This window comes from Marinobacter sp. B-21, assembly GCF_056857895.1.
In genome coordinates, this window is sequence record NZ_JBSXNZ010000047.1 from 38109 (window position 1) to 60261 (window position 22153).

Below are 22153 nucleotides of genomic sequence, written 5' to 3' on the forward strand. Positions count from 1 at the left end.
CTATTGCTCCCCTTTGCCCTGGGTACGCGCCCACAGGAAACTGAGAATGTGCTGGCCTTCAACCGGCTTGTGGTTCTTCTCGGCGTAGCCGGCAATGTTCACCAGGCAACCGCAATCGGTGGTCACGAACTGTTTGGTGCCGGTTTCTACCAGCGCATCCACCTTCTCGCTGACCATGGCCCCGGAAATTTCCGGGTGGCGGATTGCAAAGGTGCCACCGAACCCGCAACACTCCTCCGGCCGCACCTGTTCCACCAGATTCACGTTCTTCAGCTGGCCCAGCAGTTTTGGCCCCACTTCCGCCACGCCCATTTCACGGCGGGCCGAGCAGGAGGTGTGCATGGCCACGGTGGTGGGCTCGCCCAGGTCTTCCAGCTTGATGTGGCACACGTTCAGCAGAAAATCGGTCAGCTCCCAGACCCGCCCGGCAATACCGGCGGCCTTGACCTCATCGGTGGTGTCCTTGAACAGGGCCGGGTAATGCTTGTGCATCATGCCGCCGCAGGAACCGGAGGGCACCACGATGGGCCAGTCCTCGGGAAACAGGTCCAGCTGTGCCTTGGCGACGGCACGGGCTTCGTCGTGGTAGCCGGACGTATAGGCGGGCTGGCCGCAGCAGGTCTGGTTTTGCGGAAACAGCACCTGAATGCCTTCCCGCTCCAGCAGCTCCACACCGGCAACGCCTGCATCCGGGTAGAACATGTCCACCAGGCAGGTGCCGTAGAAATAGACTTTGGCAGGTTTTGACGGGTAAACCTTGATGGGATCACTCATGTTCCGACGCTCAACCGTTTGGAATTGTTATCCAGTAATAATAGGGTGGCGCGTGCGGTCTTGCCAGACGACTTTAGGGGCAGGATTGCAATGGCGGGGCAGAGTGGTCGGGCAGCGGCAGAAAACCCCTGCCCGAGGGGATTATTTGACGGTCAAACGCTCTGCGTTCTTTTCAACCGTGCGTTCGCCAATGCCTTTTACCTTGGCGAGGTCAGCGGTTACGGCGAAAGGGCCATTGGCTTCCCGGTAGGCAACGATGGCTTCGGCCTTGCCCTGGCCAATGCCGTTCAGGCTGGCGAGTGCGGCCACGTCTGCGGTGTTGATGTTGATGGTGGCTTCTTCCGCGTAAGCAAAGCCGGTAACAAGGCTGAACAGCAGAACGAGGGTGGCGAAAAGCGGTGTGCGTTTCATGGGTATGAGCTCCTGAGGCTAACTTGCGTTATTGGTGTTGTGCCAGGGAGCGAAGCAGCAGAAACGAAATGTAAGAAGAGAAGCAGAAATGTCCGGTAGGCAGAAAAGTGCACGGACGGGACCACGTTCCCTGTGACCCCCGATTCCGTGGCTGACCCCTGCCTGTTCCTTCAGGCGTGCGCATCATCCTGACTGAGCGCGTCTTCCTTGTGGTCATCCCTGCAAGCCCTGATCCCTCGGGCAACCCCTCATCCGTGGAGTTGTCATCCTTGAGCCAACATTCCTTGCTGGCTTGTCCTCCCTGACACTGACCATTCTACCGGGACTGGAATTTGTACCTATCGGAGAATCGCTCCGAAGATTGTGCGACATGTCTTACAGTTTTGTAAGCAAATATGGGGTCAGATGAAAATGGGGTCAGATGAACTTTCATCTGACCCCATTTTCATCTGACCCCAAGTTCAACGGGTTTCTGCCGGTGCGCCTCGGCCGCCTCCCGGATTCGCTCCATGGTGATTTCCCGAACCGCCTTCTGGCTGATGCGGATATGCCGGGTTAGCCGGTCCGCGGCCTCACTGGCCATGCCATTCCGCAAGGCCTCCAGAATCGAGGCGTGCTCGATATAAGTGGCATCCACCCGATCATCCCGGGTAAAGTCCAGCCGCCGGATAATCCGCAGCCGGTCGGTAATCTCCCGGTGAATCCGCGTCATCTCCCGGTTGCCGGCAGCGGCCACCAGATCACAATGAAAACTCTCATCCAAAGCCCGAACGGTACTGCCTACCGCCCGTTCGGAGGGGTGGTCCGGGTTCCAGATCGCGGTTAATGTCCGCAGCGCCGGCGGCTCCTCATCCAGGCCGCAGATCTTGTGCATGGCCGCCCGTTCCAGGGTAATCCGCAGGTCATACAGTTCCTCCACCTGCCGGAAATCAAACGGCTTCACCTGCCAGCCACTGCGAAACAACACTTCCACGTAGCCTTCCTGCTGCAACCGGTAAAGCGCCTCCCGAACCGGGGTCCGGCTGGCATCCAGGCGCGTTCCCACATCGCCCTCGCTGAATTTGTCACCGGGGATCAGGCGGAACTCAAAGATGTCGTCCTTCAGGGCTTGGTAAACCCTGTCTGCCATGGACTCTTTTCTTTTGGTGTTAGTTGCCATTTTCTTTCCCTTATTTGCGGGAGGCTTCTGTTTTTGGTGTTCGTCGCTGGGCCGGATGGTGGGGTGCGGGTTTCAAAAGACGCCGTGAACCCATCCATGGGGGCTTGATCGCAGCATCCCTGCTGCTCACACTTTTGAAACCCGCACCCCACCACCGGCTGTACTCCAGAACAAGAGGCCAGAGAGGCAAAACTCCGAGGCCCCTATTAAGCCTAGATCTTGATGCTCAACAAAGGCTCCCCGGGAGTCACGGCCTTGCCGGGCTGCACGTGCATGGCACTGATCTCCCCGGCAAGGGTCGCATTCACCTCGAACTCCATTTTCATCGCCTCGACAATCATCAGCGGATCACCTTCAGCCACCGTATCCCCGGGTTTGACCAGACACTTCCAGATATTACCGGCAATCTCCGCACTCACCAGCTCGCCGAATTTCTCCAGGCCGGAGAGATCCGCTTTCGGCGGCGCTTTGGCCAGTCTATCCAGTTCGTCGGTTTCGTTGTCCTTCCAGCGGGCGATTTCTTTAGCGTAGGCCGCCTGCTGCATCTTCCGGAAGTCGGCGATGGAACCGGCGTTGGCGTCGAGGAAGGCCTGGTGGGATTTCAGGTCGAAGGTTTCTTCCTCGATTTTCACCGTCAGCTGGCCGGCGCGGAACTGGTCTCGCATTTCGTCCAGCTCGGCTTCGGTAACCGGGTAGTAGCACACCTGGTCAAAGAACCTCAGCAGCCAGGGGGTGCCCAGGTAAACGTCGCCAAGGCCGAGCACCAGGTATCGGGCCGAAAACAGAATGTCGCGGACGGCCTCGCGGCTCGGCAGGCCATTGATGCGTTGCATGAAGTCGACGTTGTTGGGCAGCCAGGGTGCGGTATCGCGCACGGACTGGCGGTATTTGTCCACCGCTTCGAGAGTCGCGCTGTCTTCGAAGGCCATGGGCAGGTGGATAACCCGGCTGCGGACTTTCAGTTCGTCTGTGGGCGGCAGGGTGGCTTCCAGGTCCAGCAGGTATTCCATCAGCGCATGCTGCGGCAGGATACGAGCGTCGTACCTCAGCTGCAGGGAGCGCACACCGGGGGAGAGTTCCAGCAGGCCGGCCGGCTGCACGTCGGCGATGGCTTCCATCAGGGCGTGGATGCGCAGGCGGAAGCCCAGGTCCATCACGTTGGGGCCGTATTCCAGCAGGATGTACTGGTCGCCGGCCTGGCGGTAGGAGACTTCCGGGCGGCCGTCGGTTTCTTCCAGGTGGGCAAGGATGGTGGCGGAAAGGCCGTTCAGCGGTGCCAGGTCTGGCTTGGCCAGATCCACCGCCGGCGGCGCCATCAGACTCTTGATCGCCAGTTCCTGGCGTTCGGAGAGTTTCACGGCGGTGTCGTTTTCTATTGAGACAAAACGGATAGTATCGCCGGGTTTTACCTGGCCGACTTTCCACAGCTCCGCCTTGGCGATGGTCACCGGGCACACAAAACCACCCAGGCTTGGGCCGTCCTTGGTCAGGATCACGGGCATGTCGCCGGTGAAGTTGATGGAGCCGATGGCGTATTCACAGTCGTGGATGTTGGAGGGGTGCAGGCCCGCTTCGCCGCCGTCGGCGCGGGTGAACTCCGGCTTGGGACCGTTCAGGCGGATGCCCAGGCGGTTGGAGTTGTAGTGCACCTCCCAGTCCTGCTCGAAGAACTTCTCGATGGACGCTTCGGTGAAGAAATCCGGGGCGCCGTGGGGGCCATAGAGCACGCCGATTTCCCAGTGGTCCGGGTAGTCCGGGATCAGGTCCGGGTCCGCCGGGGCCGCCGGGGCCGCCGGGGCCGGGTCGTGTGTGGGTGCGGTGGTGGTGCAGGCGGGCAGGTTGACCTGGCCGGCTTTCACGGTGATGGGTTTCCAGAACTCCACCGGCTTGTTGTCCAGGGTGGCACTCATCCCGGTCGGCGTCGTAGATGTATTCCACGGTGCCAGCGGAGCGGTAATTCACCGACTGGCCGAGGGCGACGGCGGCATCCAGCATCTTCTGGCGGGTGGCCGCCGGCAGGTTCGGGGCCGGGGTTTCCTCCACCACTTTCTGGTTGCGGCGCTGCAGGGAACAATCCCGTTCGCCCAGGGCAACCACATTGCCTTCGCCATCCCCGAATATCTGGACTTCCACATGGCGGGCCCGGGCGATGAAGCGCTCCAGGAACACGCCGCTGTCGTTGAAGAAGCTCTGGCCCTGGCGGCGCACGGTTTCAAAGGCATCCCGCAGTTCGCTCTCGCTGTTGCAGCGGGTCAGGCCGATGCCGCCACCGCCGGCGGTTTCCGCCAGTTCCCGGGCCCGGTGCTTCAGGCCGAATTCACGCATCTGGTCCGGGGTGGGGCCGACAAAGGCAATGCCGTCGGCCTCGCAGGCCTCCGCGAAGTCGGCATTCTCGGAGAGAAAACCATAACCCGGAATAATTGCTTCAGCGCCGGTGTGCTTGGCGGCCGACAGAATCTGGGCCTTGTCCAGATAGGTTTCACTGGCGCCGTTGCCGGTCAGGGCAACCGATTCATCGGCCAGGGTCACGTGCAGGCTGTGGCGGTCCTGATGGGAATAGACGGCAACACTGCCAACACCCATGACCTTGAAGGTGCAAATGGTGCGGACCGCGATTTCGCCTCGGTTGGCGATCAGTACTTTGGTAAACATAGAGGTTTCTCCCCTTGTGAACGTGGGGTCAGATGAAAACGGGGTCAGATGAAATGTTCATCTGACCCCGTTTTCATCTGACCCCATTTTCAGCCGTCACAAACGCGCGCCAGCCGCCGAATTCGGTGACATCCCGGGCGCCGTCGAAGCCGTAGCCTTCACAGATAAAGCCGTTCACCCAGCGGCCATCGGCCAGTTCCACATTGCCGATGCCCAGCGGTGCCGGGATCAGATCCACAAAGGAGCCGAAGGCCGAGGCGGGCATTTCCCAGACTTCCACGATGATTTCCTCGCCTTTTCCGTCACCCCCGCCAGCGGGCACCCGCTTCAGTCCGGGCTTGGGCGGGGTGGTGTTGGGCAGGGCGTACAGCCGGTAGTTGGCGGAGGTGGTGGTTTGCTCCAGAAGTACCGAGAAGCGCTCGGTCAGTTGGGTGTTCAGGGGCATGCCGCTGAGGTGAGCGCCGACTACGGCCACCTGCACGGTGGGGGTGGAAATGGCGGCGCCGGGCGTTTCTTCGGGGCGGTCTTTATCGGTGGCGCCCAGAGTTGTGGGGTGGGCATTCATCCACTGGCAGGCCAGGCGTTGCAGTTCGGTGTCTTTCCAGGCGCCTGAAATAAGCGTGACGCCGAAGGGCAGGCCGTCGTCGCGGAAGCCGGCGGGAATGGCCAGGGCACTCATGTCCGCCAGGTTCACGAAATTGGTGTAGGTGCCCAACTGGCTGTTCAGGGTGACCGGGTCTGCGTTCACCGCCTCAATGGTGGGCGCCGTGGGGGCGGTGGGCACCAGCAGGGCGTCCACATCGGCCAGCAGTTCATCAATCTGGCGTTCCAGCTCTTCTTTCCGGTATTGGGCCTTGAAAGTATCCGTGGCGCTGAACTTGCCGGCGTTACTGATGATGTCTTTGACCACCGGGTTCATGTCATCGGCGTGGCTGGCCATGAACGCTTCCACGGCGGCGTGGCGCTCGGCCACCCAGGGGCCCTCATAGAGCAGCGCCGCCAGTTCTAGCATGGGGCTGAAATCCATGGGAACCAGCTCCACATCCAGCCCGCGCCACCGGCTGATGGCGGTGTTCCAGGCTGCTTCCGACTGCTGGTCACCGAACCACTGCGGATGTTCCGGAATGGCGAGCCGTCTGATCGGGCCGGGCCGGCGAAGGGCGGGGCCGTCCAGGGGCAGGGCGTAAGGTGCCTTGCGGGAGAAAGCATCACCGGCGTCAAAACCGGCCATGGCATCAGCCACCAGCCCGGCATCGTTCACCGTGAGTGTAAAAATGGATACGCAATCCAGGGATCGACAGGCCGGCACTACACCGCGAATGCTGAACAGGCCCTTGGTCGGCTTCAGACCTACCAGATTGTTCAGCCCCGCAGGGACCCGGCCGGAGCCTGCGGTGTCGGTGCCCAGCGCAAACGGCACCAGGCCGCGAGCCACCACCGAGGCGGAGCCGGAGCTGGAACCGCCGCTCACTACTTCCGGTTTGAAGCTGTTTGGCACTGCGCCATAGGGAGAGCGGGTGCCCACCAATCCGGTCGCGAACTGGTCCAGGTTGGTCTTGCCGATCACCACCGCGCCGGCGGCCTTCAGGCGGGCAATGGTGCTGGCGTCGTCTTCCGGGTTGTAGGCAAAGGCGGGGCACGCGGCCGTCGTCTCAAAGCCCCTGGCATCGATATTGTCTTTCGCGGCGAACGGAACGCCATAAAGCGGCAGTGCGTTCTTGTCGCCACCGGCGGCTTCCAGGGTCTGTTCCAGTTCCGTCAGGGCCGTGGCCAGGCCGTTGCCATCCAGCAGGGAAATCCAGGCGACATCCGTGGTATCCAGCCCGGTCAGCAGCTCACCCAGCAGTGAGGCCGGCGTAGCGCCTTCGCTATAGGCGTTCTGCCAGTCCTTTATGGTCCATCCGAGAGTTGCAGGCATTGGTCGTCCTCATGTGCGTTATCAACTTGTATACATGTGGAATGGCAATGCCTGTGCCATTTGCGGGAATTTCTTGATAATCCAATAAAAACAGATGGTTAGTATTTATTGGCTGGAAAGAGCTCAACCCATGCCCGCCCAACGGCGGTGCGGGCGCACCAAAACTGAACTGGAAAACAGGGTTTGGAGGGTGGCCGAAGAATACCTGGCGGCGCTATTGCGACTTGTATACTAGATAACTGATTGTTTTAGATGGATACGCAGGGAATGTGGAACAGCAGATGCAAAGGCCGTGGTGCGTTTCAAGGCGAACTGCACCCTCGAACTCAAGACCCAACTAAAGAAAAGGACGCACAACATGAGCCTCAAAAAACACGTGAAACTGGGCCTCTCCGCACTCGCACTTTCCATTTCCTTTAATTCCGTGGCGGCGGACGATCCCATCAAGGTGGGCATTCTGCACTCGCTCTCCGGCACCATGGCGATCAGTGAAACCGTTCTGAAAGACACCGTTGAAATGCTGATCGAGCAACAGAACGCCAAGGGCGGTGTGCTTGGTCGCCAGCTCGAAGCCGTTGTGGTGGACCCTGCCTCCAACTGGCCGCTGTTCGCTGAAAAAGCCCGCGAACTGCTGGCCCAGGAAAAAGTCGATGTGATCTTCGGTAACTGGACCTCGGTGTCCCGTAAATCCGTACTGCCGGTGGTGGAAGAGCTGAACGGCCTTCTGTTCTACCCGGTTCAGTATGAGGGAGAGGAATCCTCCGAAAACGTCTTCTACACCGGCGCTGCGCCCAACCAGCAGGCGATTCCTGCGGTGAACTACCTGATGAACGAAATCGGCGTGGAGCGCTGGGTACTGGCGGGCACCGATTACGTCTACCCGCGTACCACCAACAAGATCCTTGAAACCTACCTGATGGATATGGGGGTGGCCAAGGAAGACATCATGATCAACTACACGCCCTTCGGTCACTCCGACTGGCAGAACATTGTGTCTGACATCAAACGCTTCGGTTCCGCCGGCAAGAAGACCGCCGTGGTTTCCACCATCAACGGTGACGCCAACGTGCCCTTCTACCGTGAGCTGGGCAACCAGGGCATCTCTGCCTCCGACATCCCGGTAGTCGCCTTCTCCGTGGGTGAGCAGGAGCTTTCCGGTATCGACACCGCGCCGCTGGTGGGCCACCTGGCCGCCTGGAACTATTTCATGAGCGTGGACAGCGACGCCAACTACGACTTTATCGACGCCTGGGTGGAATACACCGGCAAGGAAAATGCCGTTACCAACGACCCGATGGAAGCCCACTACATCGGCTTCAACATGTATGTGGAAGCGGTCAAGAAGGCCGGCACCACAGATGTTGATGCGGTAAAAGACGCCATCATCGGTGTGACCGTGCCCAACCTCACCGGTGGCTACGCCGCCATGATGCCCAACCACCACATCACCAAGCCGGTGCTGATCGGCGAGATCCAGGACAACGGCCAGTTTTCTGTGGTTTGGGAAACCTCTGGTCTGGTCGCGGGCGATGCCTGGTCTGACTACCTGCCTGGTTCGCGGGACATGATTGCAGATTGGCGCAAGCCGTTGTTCTGCGGCACGTTCAACACCGCAACCGGCACCTGTGGCGCGTCTGCGGGCGAAATGGCCGCTGAAGCCGAGTAAGGCTCAGACGGTAAAGCACCATCGACAGCCGGGGGTAGTTAAGCCTCCGGTTGTTGCCCCGCAACACGCTTGAAACAGACAGGACACTCTCATGAGCATCTGCCGATCGCCCACATTGCTGCTTATCGCCCTGTTTTCCCTGCTATCGCTGCCTGCAACGGCGCAGGAAGACGATCCTGGCAAGGCTCTGCTGATCAATCTCGCAGAGGCGCCGGCCAGTAAAGTGGAAGAGGCGGTGAACGCCATCGTCAGCAGTGGTGATGAAAGAGCCAGGGGCTGGCTCGAAGCCTACGGAAATAACCGCCTGAGCCGGGTAAAAGACACCGGGCAGGTTGTACTGGTACTGAACAACCGGGGCAGGGACTGGGAAATTGCCGATCCGCTGACCGGAGAGAATATGGGTGAAATGTCCCGCCGTGAGCTGGACAGAGTCGCCATCAATAACCGCATACGGGGCCAGCTTGAAGGCATACTGGCCATGCTGGACCTGAATGCCAAAGACCCGGATGTGCGCGAAGCCTCCGCGCAGGACATGATGGGCAAAGTGGATGCTTCCCTGGTCGAGCCGCTTGAGGCTCAGCTGGCGAAAGAAGAAGACGCGGCTGTACGCAACCGCATTGAAGAAGCCCTGGCCATCTACCGGGTGGGCGAGGGCAACCTGGAGGCCGTGGAAGTGCTGGCCGGCAGCCTGCACCCGCGCGCCCGCGCCGCTTTGAACGAAGCCGTTCGCGGTGACAACGAGGCGCTGGCTCAACGTGCCGCCAAAGCCCTCGAAAGCATTGAACAAAAACTCAAACTGAACCGCGCCGCCGAGACCCTGTATTTCGGCCTGTCCCTCGGCTCGGTTCTGGTTCTGGCCGCCATCGGCCTGGCCATCACCTTCGGCGTGATGGGCGTGATCAACATGGCCCACGGTGAACTGATCATGCTGGGTGCCTACACCACCTGGGGCATGCAGCAACTCTTTCCCGGCCAGCCCGGCCTGGCACTGATCCTCTCGATTCCCGCCGGCTTCGTGGTGGCTGCCACCGCCGGCATCATCATCGAGCGCAGCGTCATCCAGTACCTGAAGGGGCGCCCCCTGGAAACCCTGCTGGCCACCTTCGGCATCAGCCTGATCCTGCAGCAGCTGGTGCGCACCGTGATCTCCCCCCAGAACCGCACCGTGGTCACTCCGGACTGGATGAGCGGTTCCCTGGTGATCAACGATGCACTCTCGCTGACCCTCAACCGCCTGTACGTACTGGCGTTTGCGCTGATTGTCTTCGCGGCACTGATGCTGATCATGCGCAAGACCCGCCTGGGCCTGGAAGTGCGCGCCGTTACCCAGAACCGCGCCATGGCCCGCTCCATGGGCATCCGGGCCACCCGGGTAGACATCATGACCTTTGCCCTGGGCTCCGGCGTTGCCGGCCTGGCCGGGGTGGCGCTGTCCCAGCTCACCAACGTGGGCCCGAACCTGGGCCAGAACTACATCATCGATTCCTTCATGGTCGTGGTGTTCGGCGGCGTCGGTAACCTCTGGGGCACGCTCATTGCCGGGCTCTCCCTGGGCACCATCAACCAGTTGCTTGAACCCTGGGCCGGTGCCGTACTCGCCAAGATCATTGTGCTGGTGTTCATCATCCTGTTTATCCAGAAACGCCCCCGCGGACTGTTCCCGCAAAAGGGCCGTGCAGCAGAAGGCTAAGGTATGTGGCTGACTAGACCTCTACGAGAGCGATCCACGCAAGTGTTTCTTGGGGTGCTGTTTGCGGCCCTGGTGTTAGTGACCCTCCTCCACCTGTTCATGCCCCAGGACAGCGCCCTGCACGTGAGCGCCTACACGGTGACGCTGCTGGGCAAATACCTGTGCTACGCCCTGCTGGCGGTGGCGGTGGACCTGGTGTGGGGTTACCTCGGTATCCTCAGCCTGGGCCACGGCGCCTTCTTTGCCCTCGGTGGCTACGCCATGGGCATGTACCTGATGCGCCAGATTGGCGACCGCGGCGTCTATGGCGACCCGATCCTGCCGGACTTCATGGTGTTCCTGAACTGGCAGGAGCTGCCCTGGTTCTGGCAGGGTTTCGACATGGCCTGGTTTGCCTTCCTCATGGTGCTGCTGGCCCCGGGCCTGCTGGCACTGGTGTTCGGCTTCCTGGCCTTCCGCTCACGGGTAACCGGGGTGTACCTCTCCATCATCACCCAGGCGCTCACCTTCGCTCTGATGCTGGCCTTCTTCCGCAACGAGATGGGCTTTGGCGGCAACAACGGCCTGACCGACTTCAAGGACATTCTCGGCTTCAACCTGCGCACGGACGCCACCCGCCTCGGGCTGTTCATCGCCACCGGCATCGCTCTGGCCATTGGCTACGTGATCTGCCGGGGTATTGTTACCAGCAAGCTGGGCCGGGTGAGTGTGGCCTGCCGGGATGCCGAAGCCCGCACACGTTTCCTGGGCTACCGGGTGGAACGGGTCCAACTGTTCGTGTTCGTGGTCTCGGCCATGCTGGCGGGTGTGGCCGGTGCGCTGTACGTGCCGCAAGTAGGCATCATCAACCCCAGCGAATTCTCGCCGCTGTTCTCTATCGAGATCGTGGTGTGGGTGGCCCTGGGTGGCCGGGCAACCCTCTACGGAGCAGTGATCGGGGCCATCCTGGTGAACTACGCCAAAACCGTGTTCACCGGCATCATGCCGGACGCCTGGCTGTTCGCCCTCGGCGGCCTGTTCGTGCTGGTAACCGTGTTCCTGCCCAAGGGCATTGCCGGGCTGCTGCAGAAGCGCAGAAAAGCGAAGGCAGATGACGACACCACTACCGGTCAGGAGGCAACCGTATGAGCTTTTTTCAGGAGCTGACCGACCGCGAACACGTGTTCGAGTTTCTGACCCAGGTGCAGTCGCCGGTGGACGTGCGCCACGGCCCCATCCTGTACCTGGAAGACGTAAACGTGAGCTTTGATGGCTTCAAGGCCATCAACAACCTCAACCTCACCATCGACGACGGCGAGCTGCGCTGCATCATCGGCCCCAATGGCGCGGGCAAGACCACCATGATGGACATCATCACGGGGAAAACCCGCCCGGACACCGGCTCGGTGTGGTTCGGCAGCCGCCACAACCTGCTCACCATGAACGAGCCGGACATTGCCTCCCTCGGCATCGGCCGCAAGTTCCAGAAACCCACGGTGTTCGAAGCGCTCACCGTGTTCGAAAACCTGGAACTGGCCATGGCGGCGGACAAGCGGGTGTTTCCCACCCTCACCGCCGTGATGAAAGCCGAATACCGGGACCGGATCGACGAAGTGCTGGAAATGATCGGCCTGGAAGCACTGCGTGACCGGCTCGCCGGCATCCTCTCCCACGGCCAGAAACAGTGGCTGGAAATTGGCATGCTGCTGATGCAGAAACCCCGTTTATTGCTGGTGGACGAGCCCGTGGCCGGCATGACCGAACAGGAAATGGAACGCACCGCCGAACTGCTCACCAGCCTCGCCGGCAAGCAGTCGGTTGTGGTGGTCGAGCACGACATGGGCTTCGTGCGCTCCATCGCCCGCAAGGTCACCGTGCTGCACCAGGGCAGCGTGCTGGCGGAAGGTTCCATGGATCAGGTCTCCAACGACCCGGAAGTGGTCAAGGTGTATCTCGGGGAGGAGGCGTAATGCTCAAGATCGAAAAGCTGAACCAGTACTACGGCGAGAGCCATACCCTCTGGGATCTGGATCTGGACGTGCCCCAGGGCCAGTGCACCTGCGTGATGGGCCGCAACGGCGTGGGCAAGACCACGCTGATGAAATGCATCATGGGGGAGGAAACCACCAAGAGCGGCCGCATTGAATTTGCTGGCGACGTGGAACTCACCAAAAAGAAAGTCGAAGACCGTTCTCGCCTTGGCATCGGCTACGTGCCCCAGGGCCGCCAAATCTTCCCGCTGCTGACCGTGGAAGAAAACCTCCGCACCGGCCTGGCCGTGCGCAAGGATGGCAGCAAGAAAATCCCCGAGCGGGTGTACGAGCTTTTCCCCGTACTGAAAGAAATGAGCAACCGCCGCGGCGGCGACCTCTCCGGCGGCCAGCAACAGCAACTGGCCATTGGCCGTGCCCTGGTGATCGAGCCGCGCCTGTTGATCCTGGACGAACCGGGCGAAGGCATCCAGCCCAACATCGTGGCCCAGATCGGCGAGGTTATCCGCAAGCTCATCAAGGAAGACGGCCTGACCGTGCTGCTGGTGGAACAGAAGCTTCCGTTCGCCCGCAAATACGCCGACCGCTTTGCCATCCTCGATCGCGGCCGCCGGGTGGCGGAAGACGAGATTGCCGGCCTGACCGATGAACTCATCAAGAAGCACCTGACGGTATGACGGTCTTTCAGCAAATCGAAGCCGCGAACGACTCCGGCCACCGCTTCGACGAAGGTCGGCGCTGGGCGGCGTCCATCTCGCTGGGCTTCGACGCCCGCCCGGATGGCGACACCACCGCCACCCGCATGACCCACGTGCGTCATAACGGCCCGCTGAGAGTCCAACGTCCGTTCTACCCGGAAGGCCGCAACGGCTGCTGCCACGTGTACCTGCTGCACCCACCGGGCGGACTGGTCAGCGGCGATGCCCTGAGCATAGAAGCCCGGGTCGGCGAGGGCGCTCACACCCTGCTCACCACCCCGGCCGCCGCCAAACTCTACAAGGCCGACAGCCACGGCGTCGCCTGGGCCCAGCACACCAGTCTGAAAGTGGAGAAGGGCGGCACCCTCGAATACCTGCCCCAGGAAACCCTGGCCTTCGACGGCTCCCGGGGTGAACAGAGCACCACCATCGAACTGGCAGCCGGCGCTAAATGCATCGGCTGGGAAATCCTCGCCCTCGGCCGCCCGGCCAGCAAACTGCCGTTCATCTCCGGCCACCTGGAGCAGAAATTCCGCCTGCTGATGGATGGCCGCCCCCTGTGGCTGGAACGCCAGCCCATGGACCCGAACCACCCCAGATTCAAAGGCCACTGGGGCCAGGGTGGCGCCACGGTGCAGGCCACCCTCTGGATAGTTGGCCTGGACGACGAAGCCGGTGCCATCGAGGCAATACGCGAGCAATTATCCGAATCAAAAAACTGGGCCGTGACCAAGCGACGGGGAGTGGTGTTGCTGCGGTATCTGGGAAACGAAAGAAACGAAGCCTGGGGCATTTGTCAGCAAGCCTGGGAAGTGGTCCGGCCAATGCTGACTGGTCAATCTGCGGTGGTGCCCCGGATATGGCTGACCTGAATTTTTGTGCGGGAACAGGGCGGGGCAAACCGTCCGGGGCACGCTGTGAATACGTCCGTGTACGCTTGACGAAAACATCCGTGTTTTCGACATCCCCGGACGGTTTGCCCCGCCCTGTTCAGGAAATTATCAAGATAGCGCCGATGAACTCCATAGAAAGCGGAGAACAACAATGGAATTAACGCCCAGAGACAAAGACAAACTGCTGCTGTTCACCGCAGCCCTGCTGGCCGAGCGCCGCAAAGCCAAAGGCCTGAAGCTCAACTACCCGGAAGCCGTGGCCCTGATCAGCGCCGAAATCATGGAAGGCGCCCGCGAAGGCCGCACCGTGGCCGAGCTGATGACCGCCGGCACCGAAGTCCTCACCCGTGACGACGTGATGGACGGCATCGCCGAAATGGTCGACGAAGTGCAGGTGGAAGCCACCTTCCCGGACGGCACCAAACTCGTCACCGTTCACAACCCCATCGTGTAAGGAGCGCGCCATGATCCCCGGTGAATACGACTTGAAAGACGGCGACATCGAACTCTGCGAAGGCCGCGAACGCATCACCATCGAAGTGGCCAACACCGGCGACCGCCCGGTCCAGATCGGCTCCCACTACCACTTCGCCGAAGCCAACCCGGCGCTGGATTTCGACCGAGCCAAGGCGAGGGGGTACCGCCTCGATGTCGCCGCAGGCACCGCGATCCGCTTCGAACCCGGCCAAAGCCGGGAAGTGACGTTAATCCCGTTTGCGGGTAGCCGAGAAATCTACGGTTTCCGAGCCGAAGTCATGGGAAATCTCGACTCCACGAAATGATCAGCAGGGCCGGTCGGGTAATCCCTTCCGGGAATGTGCGGAGCCATGGATGGCGGAGCCCAAGCGCCACATGGATGTGCCGCCAGGAGCGTTTCCCGGAAGGGATTGCCCGACTGGCCCAGGCACCCAAGTTAAAACGAGGGACAAGATGAAGATAACAAGACAAGCCTACGCCGACATGTACGGCCCAACCACCGGCGACCGCGTCAGACTCGGCGACACCGACCTGTGGGTCGAAGTGGAAAGCGACAGCACCCACTACGGCGACGAAGTAAAATTCGGCGGTGGCAAGGTTATCCGCGACGGCATGGGCCAGAGCCAGCGTGCCGATGCGGCGGTGATGGACACCGTGATCACCAACGCCCTGATTCTCGACTGGTGGGGCATCGTCAAAGCCGACGTGGGCATCCAGAAAGGCAGAATCGCCGCCATCGGCAAAGCCGGCAACCCCGACACCCAGCCAGACGTCACCATCGTCATCGGCCCCGGCACCGAAATCATCGCCGGTGAAGGCAAAATCCTCACCGCCGGCGGCATTGACGCCCACATCCACTTCATCTGCCCCCAGCAGATCGAAGAAGCCCTGATGAGCGGCATCACCACTATGCTGGGCGGCGGCACCGGCCCGGCTACGGGCACCAACGCCACCACCTGCACACCGGGCCCGTGGCACATTGGCAAGATGCTCCAGGCGGTGGATTCCCTGCCCATGAACATCGGCTTCCTGGGTAAGGGCAACGCCTCCCTGCCGGAATCCCTGGAGCTGCAAATCCAGGCCGGCGCCATGGGCCTGAAACTCCATGAAGACTGGGGCACCACCCCGGCCAGCATCGACAACTGCCTCACCGTGGCGGACAAATACGACGTACAGGTGGCGATCCACACCGACACCCTGAACGAATCCGGCTTTGTGGAAGACACCCTGGCCGCGTTCAAGGAACGCTGCATCCACACCTACCACACCGAAGGCGCCGGCGGCGGCCACGCACCGGACATCATCACCGCCTGCTCCAAGGATTACGTGCTGCCGTCGTCCACCAACCCGACACGGCCCTACACCGTGAACACCATCGACGAACACCTCGACATGCTGATGGTGTGCCACCACCTGGACCCGAACATCCCGGAAGACGTCGCCTTCGCCGACTCCCGCATCCGCCGCGAGACCATCGCCGCAGAAGACATCCTGCACGACATGGGCGTGATCTCCATGATTGCCTCCGATTCCCAGGCCATGGGCCGGGTGGGCGAAGTGGTGTGCCGCACCTGGCAGACCGCCCACAAGATGAAGCAGCAGCGCGGCCTGCTGCCAGAAGACGAAGACCTGGGCGCCGACAACCTGCGCGCCAAACGCTACATCGCCAAGTACACCATCAACCCGGCCATCACCCATGGCATCGCCCATGAAGTGGGTTCCGTGGAAGTGGGCAAGCTGGCTGACCTGGTGCTCTGGAGTCCGGCGTTCTTCGGCGTGAAGCCGGCCACCATTCTCAAGGGCGGCATGATTGCCGCCGCCCCCATGGGTGATCCCAACGCCTCGATTCCCACGCCCCAGCCGGTGCATTACCGCCCGATGTTCGGCGCCTTCGGCAAGGCCGCCAGTGCCACTCGCCTGAGCTTTGTGAGCCAGGCTGCGATTGATGCCGGTGTTGGCAAAGAGCTTGGTCTGGACAGCCCATTATCCGCCTGCAAGGGCGTACGTGACGTGCGCAAGGGCGACATGAAACTGAACGACGCGTGCCCGCACATCACCGTGGACCCGCAAACCTACGAAGTGCATGCCGATGGCGAACTGCTCACCTGTGAGCCGGCCACCGAACTGCCTCTGGCCCAGCGCTACCATCTCTTTTAGCCAATACAGCTCAAGGCTGTTCTGAGCCGGGTACTGGAGAACTGATTATGTTGGAACTGACGAAACGCCTGAGCGAACAGGAAGCTGCCGAAATCGACAGCTCCGAAATCCTCGATAACCTGATTTTGCCGTACGAGCTGCGCATCCGTGGCCGCCTGCGCGCCACCACCCAGACCAGGGTAGACGTGGGCCTGTTTCTCGACCGCGGCCCCGTGCTGCGGGACGGCGACCTCCTTTTGGCCAAAACTGGCGAGCTTGTCCGCATCCGTGCGGCCGAGGAACAGGTGGTCACCGCCCGAATCGAAAACGGCCAGCCCCTGGCGCGCCTGTGTTACCACCTGGGCAACCGCCACGTGACCCTGGCCATCGGCATGGATGACCAAGGCGCCTACGTGCGCATCACGCCGGACCACGTGCTGGAAGAACTGGCGGAACGCCTGGGTGCCACACTTGTGCACCACACCGCGCCATTCGATCCGGAACCCGGAGCCTACACCCAGGCCGGGTATTCCCATGGAAACGGGCACAGCCACGGCCATTCCCACGGCCACAGCCATTCACACGATCACGACCACGGGCACAGCCATGGCCACAGTCATAAACACACCCACTGAGGCCGCCACCCCGCAGGTGGACGACCTGGCATTGCTGGGCCTGATGCAGCTGGTCAGCCCGGCACTGCCCATCGGCGCCTTCGCCTGGTCCCAGGGCCTGGAAAGCGCCTTTGAACTGGGCTGGGTAAACAACGAAGCGGAACTGGCCCAGTGGATTGAAGGCGTGCTGGAAGACGGCCTGAGCCGCTGCGAACTGCCCCTGCTGGTGCGTTTGCAGACCGCGTGGGCCGAAGGCGATGCCATTTCGCTGGCAAAGTGGAACGACTGGCTGCACGCCACCCGGGAAACCGCCGAACTGAGCGACGAAGACACCCGCCTCGGCGGCGCCCTCGTTACTCTTTTGCGCAACCTGGAGCTGCTGCCCGAGCCACACCTGATTCCGGAAGAGCCTGGCTACATCACCATGTTCGCCTGGGCCGCCCACAAACGCTTTGTACCGGTGCGCCAAACACTGCTCGGCTTTGCCTGGGCCTGGCTGGAAAACCAGCTTGCCGTCGCCTGCAAGGCCTTGCCCCTGGGCCATACCGCCGCTCAACGCATCATTGAACGGCTGCGACCGCAACTGGCGGTGGCGGTGGACACGGCCCTGGAACGGAACGATCACGAACTCGGGCCCATCCTGCCAGGACTGGCGCTCGGAAGTGCCCTGCACGAAACACAGTATTCACGGCTTTTCAGAAGCTGAATAACAATTGAGGAGATCTGCCATGACACATTGTCTGAGAGTTGGAGTGGGTGGCCCGGTTGGTTCCGGTAAAACCGCGCTGTTGCGACAGTTGTGCAAAGCCTTGCGGGACCACTACGACATCGCCGTGGTGACCAACGACATCTACACCCGGGAAGACGCCGACTTCCTCCTGCGCCACGAAGCCCTGGCCGCAGACCGCATCCTCGGCGTGGAAACCGGCGGCTGCCCGCACACCGCCATTCGTGAGGACGCCTCCATGAACCTGGCGGCCATCGACGACCTCCAACGCCGCCACCCGAACCTGGAACTGGTGCTGGTGGAATCCGGCGGTGACAACCTTTCCGCCACCTTCAGCCCGGAACTGAGCGACCTCACCCTGTACGTGATCGACGTCTCCGCCGGCGACAAGATCCCCCGCAAAGGCGGCCCCGGCATCACCAAATCGGACCTGCTGATCATCAACAAGATCGACATTGCCGAACAGGTGCATGCCTCCCTGGACGTGATGGAGCGGGACAGCAAGAAAATGCGCGGCGAACGGCCCTTTGTGTTCACCAACCTGTACGACGGGGTAGGGCTGGAGACGATCATCAGCTTCATTTTGGAGCGGGGGATGCTGCCGGAGCGTCGGCCTGAGAAGCTTGCTGAGACTGCTTAATGACACCGGATTTTGAGATTTAAATGAACTACGGAGAGATAACCATGAAACTGACTAATCGACTGACTCTGACTGCTGGCCTGCTTGTGATCTCAGGCGCTGCTTTTGGCCATGCCGGGCATGAAGCGCTTGGTGATGGTGTGCATATTGAATATTTCCTGGCGGCTGGTGCGGCTGTAGCTACTGGCATCTATGCACTGATGCGGTATAAGCGGGACGGGCAAGACTGAGGAAAAGCCTTAACTGATCAGCTCGCTGTTGATTCCAAAAGCCGCTCTTAACTTGAGCGGCTTTTTCGTATTGGAGTTACCAAATTTTACGTCCGAAGGGTAGGAAGTTTCCTTACGATTAGGCTAGTGTGTAGTGATAAGAAACGAACTTGCACCGCTGTTAAGGATAACGGATGGACCACACCCAGCTACTGCACACCCTTCAAAACGCCATTCCGACGGCCATCTGGTATCTGATTCCGTTCTTCCTCGTTGCGGCGGTCATCAAATCGCCCTGGTTCAAAGGCAAAGCTGGGGAAACGGTGGTCAACCTTGCCGCCAAACTCTTTCTCGACAAATCCTGCTACCACCTGATCAAGAACGTCACCCTGCCCACGGAAGACGGCACCACCCAGATCGACCACATCATCGTTTCTCAGTACGGGGTCTTTGTGGTGGAAACCAAGAACATGAAGGGCTGGATCTTCGGCAACGCCAAACAGCGGTATTGGACGCAGAAGATCTTCAAGTCTTCGCAGAAATTTCAGAACCCTCTGCACCAGAACTACAAACACGTTAAGACAATGCAAAGCCTCTTGGACCTGACTGATGAACAGGTGTTTTCGGTGGTGGTCTTTGTGGGGGATTCCACATTCAAAACGCCTATGCCGGAGAACGTGACCCACGGTGGTGGGTATGTCCGCTTTATCAAAGCCCAAACTGAGCAGCGGCTGTCAGATGTTGAAGTTCAGAAAGTGATCGAAGCCATTGAATCTGGGCGGCTGGCGGCTACCTTCAGAAATCACCGGAAGCACTTGGCGCATGTGAAGGAAATTACGGCGAAGAAAACCAGTGAGCCACGGTGCCCGAAGTGCCAGGGTGAGATGGTAAAGCGCACGGTGAAGCGCGGAGAGAATATTGGGAAGGAGTTTTTTGGCTGTAAGGCATTTCCCAAGTGCCGGGGGATGGTTGGTGCTTGGTTATTGCAGTAACGAAGCTGTCAAATGATTACGGCGCGGTCAGAGTGTCGATGAAGTGTAGTGCATTGATTTTAATGGTTTAATTGGCGAAATATAAGCTTTTGGTTTTGAGCTTTTATTGACGTTCAAGTGGTTGCAATAACGAAGCGCGCTATATAATCACTGTTGAACTAAACCGCTTCGCGGTAGCGAGTAAGCCGGGGAGTTTCCCGCGAGATCAGGTGGATTGACGGATACTTTTGATGAGCCCAGGTGGGCTTTTCAGAAGAGGAGAATCCGTCATGACACCGTTACGTCAGACCATGATCCAGGCCATGTGCCAACATGGCTTTTCCCCCCGAACCCAGCAAAGTTATCTGTACGTTGTAACCGAGCTGGCTCGATACTACCGGCGCTCGCCGGATCAACTGCAAGTCGATGACCTGCAGGTCTATTTCAACTACCTGGTCCAGGAGCGCGCCCTGTCACCAGCCAGTTGTCGCCTCTACCTACACGGCATCCGGTTTTTGTACCTGCAAGTGCTGCACTGGGCGCATTTCGATGTGACGCTGGTCTTACCCAAGCGCCCCCAGCGCATTCCGGAATTGCTGACCCGTCAGGAAGTCTCTCGCCTACTAGCGGGCGTCTCCAACCCCAAGCATCAGGCGTTGCTGTCCATCATCTATGGCTGTGGCTTGCGAGTCAGTGAAGCGGTGGCATTGCAGGTGAAGGACCTTGATGGGGAACGTCATCTGCTTCGGGTTGCCCAGGGCAAGGGAGCCAAGGACCGGATGGTGCCTCTGGCACCGGGACTGCTCCAGGTGCTTCGTCAATATTGGCGGATTCGTCGTCCCATGCCGTGGTTATTTCCCAGTGATTTGCTGCCAGACAAGCACCTTCATATCACCACGCCCCAGAAGGTGTTCCATCAGGCCAAGAGAGCCAGTGGCATTCACAAACGTGGAGGCATTCATGCCTTGCGCCATGCTTACGCCACCCATCAGTTAGAGCAGGGCGTTCCCCTCCATGAGTTGCAACGGCTGCTGGGGCATAGCGACCTGCGCAGCACACAACGGTATCTGCATTGGCTGCCGGGCGTGACACCCCAAAACCGTGGACCTGTCGACCTGATTGCAGGTCTGGGAGGTGGATGATGGCCAGTTCACTAACCGTCCAGACAATTCTGGACCAGTTCCTCCCCGATGAGCCACTGGACGGCCATCGCCGCAAGGTCTGTGCCCGGTTAACCGGGTGCCGGACGGCCCGCATGGGCGGTATGGAGATGCAGTGTGATCACTGCAAGGCCCGCTCCGTCTGTTATTACGGCTGCCGGGATCGGCACTGTCCGCAGTGCCAGGGCCGTGCCAGCCAGCGATGGAGTGACCGGCAAAGGGCGTTGTTGTTACCGGTACCCTACTTCCATCTGGTGTTTACATTGCCCCATACTCTGAATGGCTGGGTTCAACTGCATCCCGAGGTACTCTACCGCTGCCTCTTCCAGGCCGTCTGGAATACGCTCAATCAGTTCGGCCGCAATACGCAGCATCTGCAGGGCGAACTGGGCATGACGGCGGTGCTGCATACATGGGGGCAGAACCTGAGTCGCCATGTTCATGTGCATTGTCTAATCCCTGGAGGTGTACTGACAGGCAGGGGTGAATGGCACAGAGCAAAGAGCCACTACCTGTTCCCGGTGCGGGCATTATCACGGCGTTTTCGCGGGCGAATGGTGTCGTTGCTCAGAGCGTCGTCGAACGCTGGTGAGTTGCATCGGGTGACCAACAGCGGTGAGGTTGATGACGTGCTCAACGGCCTGATGCGACAAGAGTGGGTTGTCTACACCCGGCATTGCCTGAACCAGGCTGAGTCCGTAGTGGATTATCTGGCTCGTTACACTCACCGGATTGCCATCAGCAACGGGCGGTTGTTGTCGATGGAAGGTGACCGGGTCTCGTTCCGATACAAGGATTACCGGGATCAAGGACGGCTAAAGACCCAGTGGCTGGAAGGGCGGGAGTTCGTCAGGCGGTTCCTGATGCACATTCTGCCAAAAGGGTTCATGCGCATCCGCCACTTTGGTTACCTGAGTAACCGAACGCGACGACAAAAGTTGGCTGTTATCCGGCAGTGTCTGTTGCAGCCACCCCAACCAGAGACAAACCGAGTGAACCAGGAACCCCATCGTTGTTGGCCTTGCCCGCGCTGCGATGAGGGTCTGGTTCACATGGTTCGTCAGATCCCGCGCTTCAGAATAGTAGCCGTGCCAACCGGCTAGCCCGCACGCGGCTCTTGATCTGGCGGGTGATCGCTTACAGTTCCTTGTGAGCTGGGCCCGTGTGCGGCTTGAGACTGGAAAATGCGGCATCTGCGGGGTAGTCTGAGTTAAATCACCGTAAGGAATCGGCCAATGATGTATATAACCCGAACATTTCATAAACACCCCAAGCAGCAGCCACGAAATTTTCTCGGTTAGCCCATTACGCCCAGATATGAGAATTATTAGTAGTATGCGCGCCAATGTCGCTCTGATGTCATCCAGTCACCGGCCTTAAGTGTTTAT

General features: G+C 60.3%; 20 protein-coding genes and 1 pseudogene. 16 read left to right on the forward strand and 5 right to left on the reverse strand.

Annotated elements, in window-relative coordinates; genetic code table 11:
- The 5 genes and pseudogenes from AC13C0_RS03015 to atzF form a co-directional block, all read right to left on the reverse strand.
- Positions 1-774: a (Fe-S)-binding protein gene (locus AC13C0_RS03015; RefSeq protein WP_117618125.1), complete on the reverse strand. Its 774-nt coding sequence runs from the start codon at positions 772-774 to the stop codon at positions 1-3.
- A 141-nt stretch (positions 775-915) separates the two neighbouring features.
- Complete coding sequence (locus AC13C0_RS03020; protein ID WP_341582521.1) at positions 916-1185, reverse strand: ComEA family DNA-binding protein; 270 nt, start codon at positions 1183-1185, stop codon at positions 916-918.
- A 445-nt stretch (positions 1186-1630) separates the two neighbouring features.
- On the reverse strand, positions 1631-2344 hold the full coding sequence (locus AC13C0_RS03025) for a GntR family transcriptional regulator (RefSeq protein ID WP_117618123.1): 714 nt from the start codon (positions 2342-2344) through the stop codon (positions 1631-1633).
- 212 nt (positions 2345-2556) lie between these two features.
- A pseudogene (locus AC13C0_RS03030) lies at positions 2557-4996 on the reverse strand (biotin carboxylase N-terminal domain-containing protein).
- A gap of 73 nt (positions 4997-5069) precedes the next feature.
- Complete coding sequence (gene atzF, locus AC13C0_RS03035) at positions 5070-6914, reverse strand: allophanate hydrolase (protein ID WP_482953938.1); 1845 nt, start codon at positions 6912-6914, stop codon at positions 5070-5072.
- A gap of 358 nt (positions 6915-7272) precedes the next feature.
- On the opposite strand from atzF, the gene urtA reads away from it, so the two are divergent.
- The 16 genes from urtA to AC13C0_RS03115 all read left to right on the forward strand — a co-directional run bounded on the left by urtA (position 7273) and on the right by AC13C0_RS03115 (position 21868).
- Complete coding sequence (gene urtA, locus AC13C0_RS03040; protein WP_482953939.1) at positions 7273-8580, forward strand: urea ABC transporter substrate-binding protein; 1308 nt, start codon at positions 7273-7275, stop codon at positions 8578-8580.
- Positions 8581-8671: 91 nt separating this feature from the next.
- Complete coding sequence (gene urtB / locus AC13C0_RS03045; protein WP_482953940.1) at positions 8672-10270, forward strand: urea ABC transporter permease subunit UrtB; 1599 nt, start codon at positions 8672-8674, stop codon at positions 10268-10270.
- Between the two features lie 3 nt (positions 10271-10273).
- On the forward strand, positions 10274-11398 hold the full coding sequence (urtC, locus tag AC13C0_RS03050) for an urea ABC transporter permease subunit UrtC (RefSeq protein ID WP_482953941.1): 1125 nt from the start codon (positions 10274-10276) through the stop codon (positions 11396-11398).
- The gene (gene urtD / locus AC13C0_RS03055) at positions 11395-12219 is read left to right on the forward strand and encodes an urea ABC transporter ATP-binding protein UrtD (protein ID WP_482953942.1); all 825 of its coding nucleotides are present in this window, start codon (positions 11395-11397) and stop codon (positions 12217-12219) included. The genes urtC and urtD overlap by 4 nt, the downstream gene beginning before the upstream one ends.
- Positions 12219-12917, forward strand: coding sequence for an urea ABC transporter ATP-binding subunit UrtE (urtE, locus tag AC13C0_RS03060; protein WP_117618116.1), 699 nt, complete (start codon positions 12219-12221; stop codon positions 12915-12917). The genes urtD and urtE overlap by 1 nt, the downstream gene beginning before the upstream one ends.
- On the forward strand, positions 12914-13810 hold the full coding sequence (locus tag AC13C0_RS03065) for an urease accessory protein UreD (RefSeq protein WP_117618115.1): 897 nt from the start codon (positions 12914-12916) through the stop codon (positions 13808-13810). Before urtE ends, AC13C0_RS03065 begins: the two co-directional genes overlap by 4 nt.
- Positions 13811-13982: 172 nt before the next feature.
- Positions 13983-14285, forward strand: coding sequence for an urease subunit gamma (gene ureA, locus AC13C0_RS03070; protein WP_008175208.1), 303 nt, complete (start codon positions 13983-13985; stop codon positions 14283-14285).
- A 10-nt stretch (positions 14286-14295) separates the two neighbouring features.
- The gene (locus AC13C0_RS03075; RefSeq protein ID WP_482953943.1) at positions 14296-14613 is read left to right on the forward strand and encodes an urease subunit beta; all 318 of its coding nucleotides are present in this window, start codon (positions 14296-14298) and stop codon (positions 14611-14613) included.
- A 148-nt stretch (positions 14614-14761) separates the two neighbouring features.
- Complete coding sequence (ureC, locus tag AC13C0_RS03080) at positions 14762-16465, forward strand: urease subunit alpha (protein ID WP_482953944.1); 1704 nt, start codon at positions 14762-14764, stop codon at positions 16463-16465.
- Positions 16466-16512: 47 nt separating this feature from the next.
- Positions 16513-17079 carry an urease accessory protein UreE gene (locus AC13C0_RS03085; protein WP_482953945.1) on the forward strand — a complete coding sequence of 189 codons (567 nt, stop codon included), beginning with the start codon at positions 16513-16515 and terminating at the stop codon, positions 17077-17079.
- The gene (locus AC13C0_RS03090) at positions 17051-17764 is read left to right on the forward strand and encodes an urease accessory protein UreF (protein ID WP_482953946.1); all 714 of its coding nucleotides are present in this window, start codon (positions 17051-17053) and stop codon (positions 17762-17764) included. Before AC13C0_RS03085 ends, AC13C0_RS03090 begins: the two co-directional genes overlap by 29 nt.
- 22 nt (positions 17765-17786) lie before the next feature.
- Complete coding sequence (ureG, locus tag AC13C0_RS03095) at positions 17787-18425, forward strand: urease accessory protein UreG (RefSeq protein WP_053112898.1); 639 nt, start codon at positions 17787-17789, stop codon at positions 18423-18425.
- Positions 18426-18469: 44 nt separating this feature from the next.
- A complete protein-coding gene (locus AC13C0_RS03100) occupies positions 18470-18655 on the forward strand; it encodes a DUF6732 family protein (RefSeq protein WP_482953947.1) in 186 nt (61 codons plus the stop codon).
- A gap of 173 nt (positions 18656-18828) precedes the next feature.
- Positions 18829-19626, forward strand: a complete 798-nt coding sequence (locus AC13C0_RS03105; protein WP_482953948.1) for a nuclease-related domain-containing protein — start codon at positions 18829-18831, stop codon at positions 19624-19626.
- 269 nt (positions 19627-19895) lie between these two features.
- A complete protein-coding gene (locus AC13C0_RS03110; protein WP_273070137.1) occupies positions 19896-20747 on the forward strand; it encodes a tyrosine-type recombinase/integrase in 852 nt (283 codons plus the stop codon).
- The gene (locus AC13C0_RS03115; protein ID WP_117620216.1) at positions 20747-21868 is read left to right on the forward strand and encodes an IS91 family transposase; all 1122 of its coding nucleotides are present in this window, start codon (positions 20747-20749) and stop codon (positions 21866-21868) included. The genes AC13C0_RS03110 and AC13C0_RS03115 overlap by 1 nt, the downstream gene beginning before the upstream one ends.
- Positions 21869-22153: the final 285 nt, after the last annotated feature.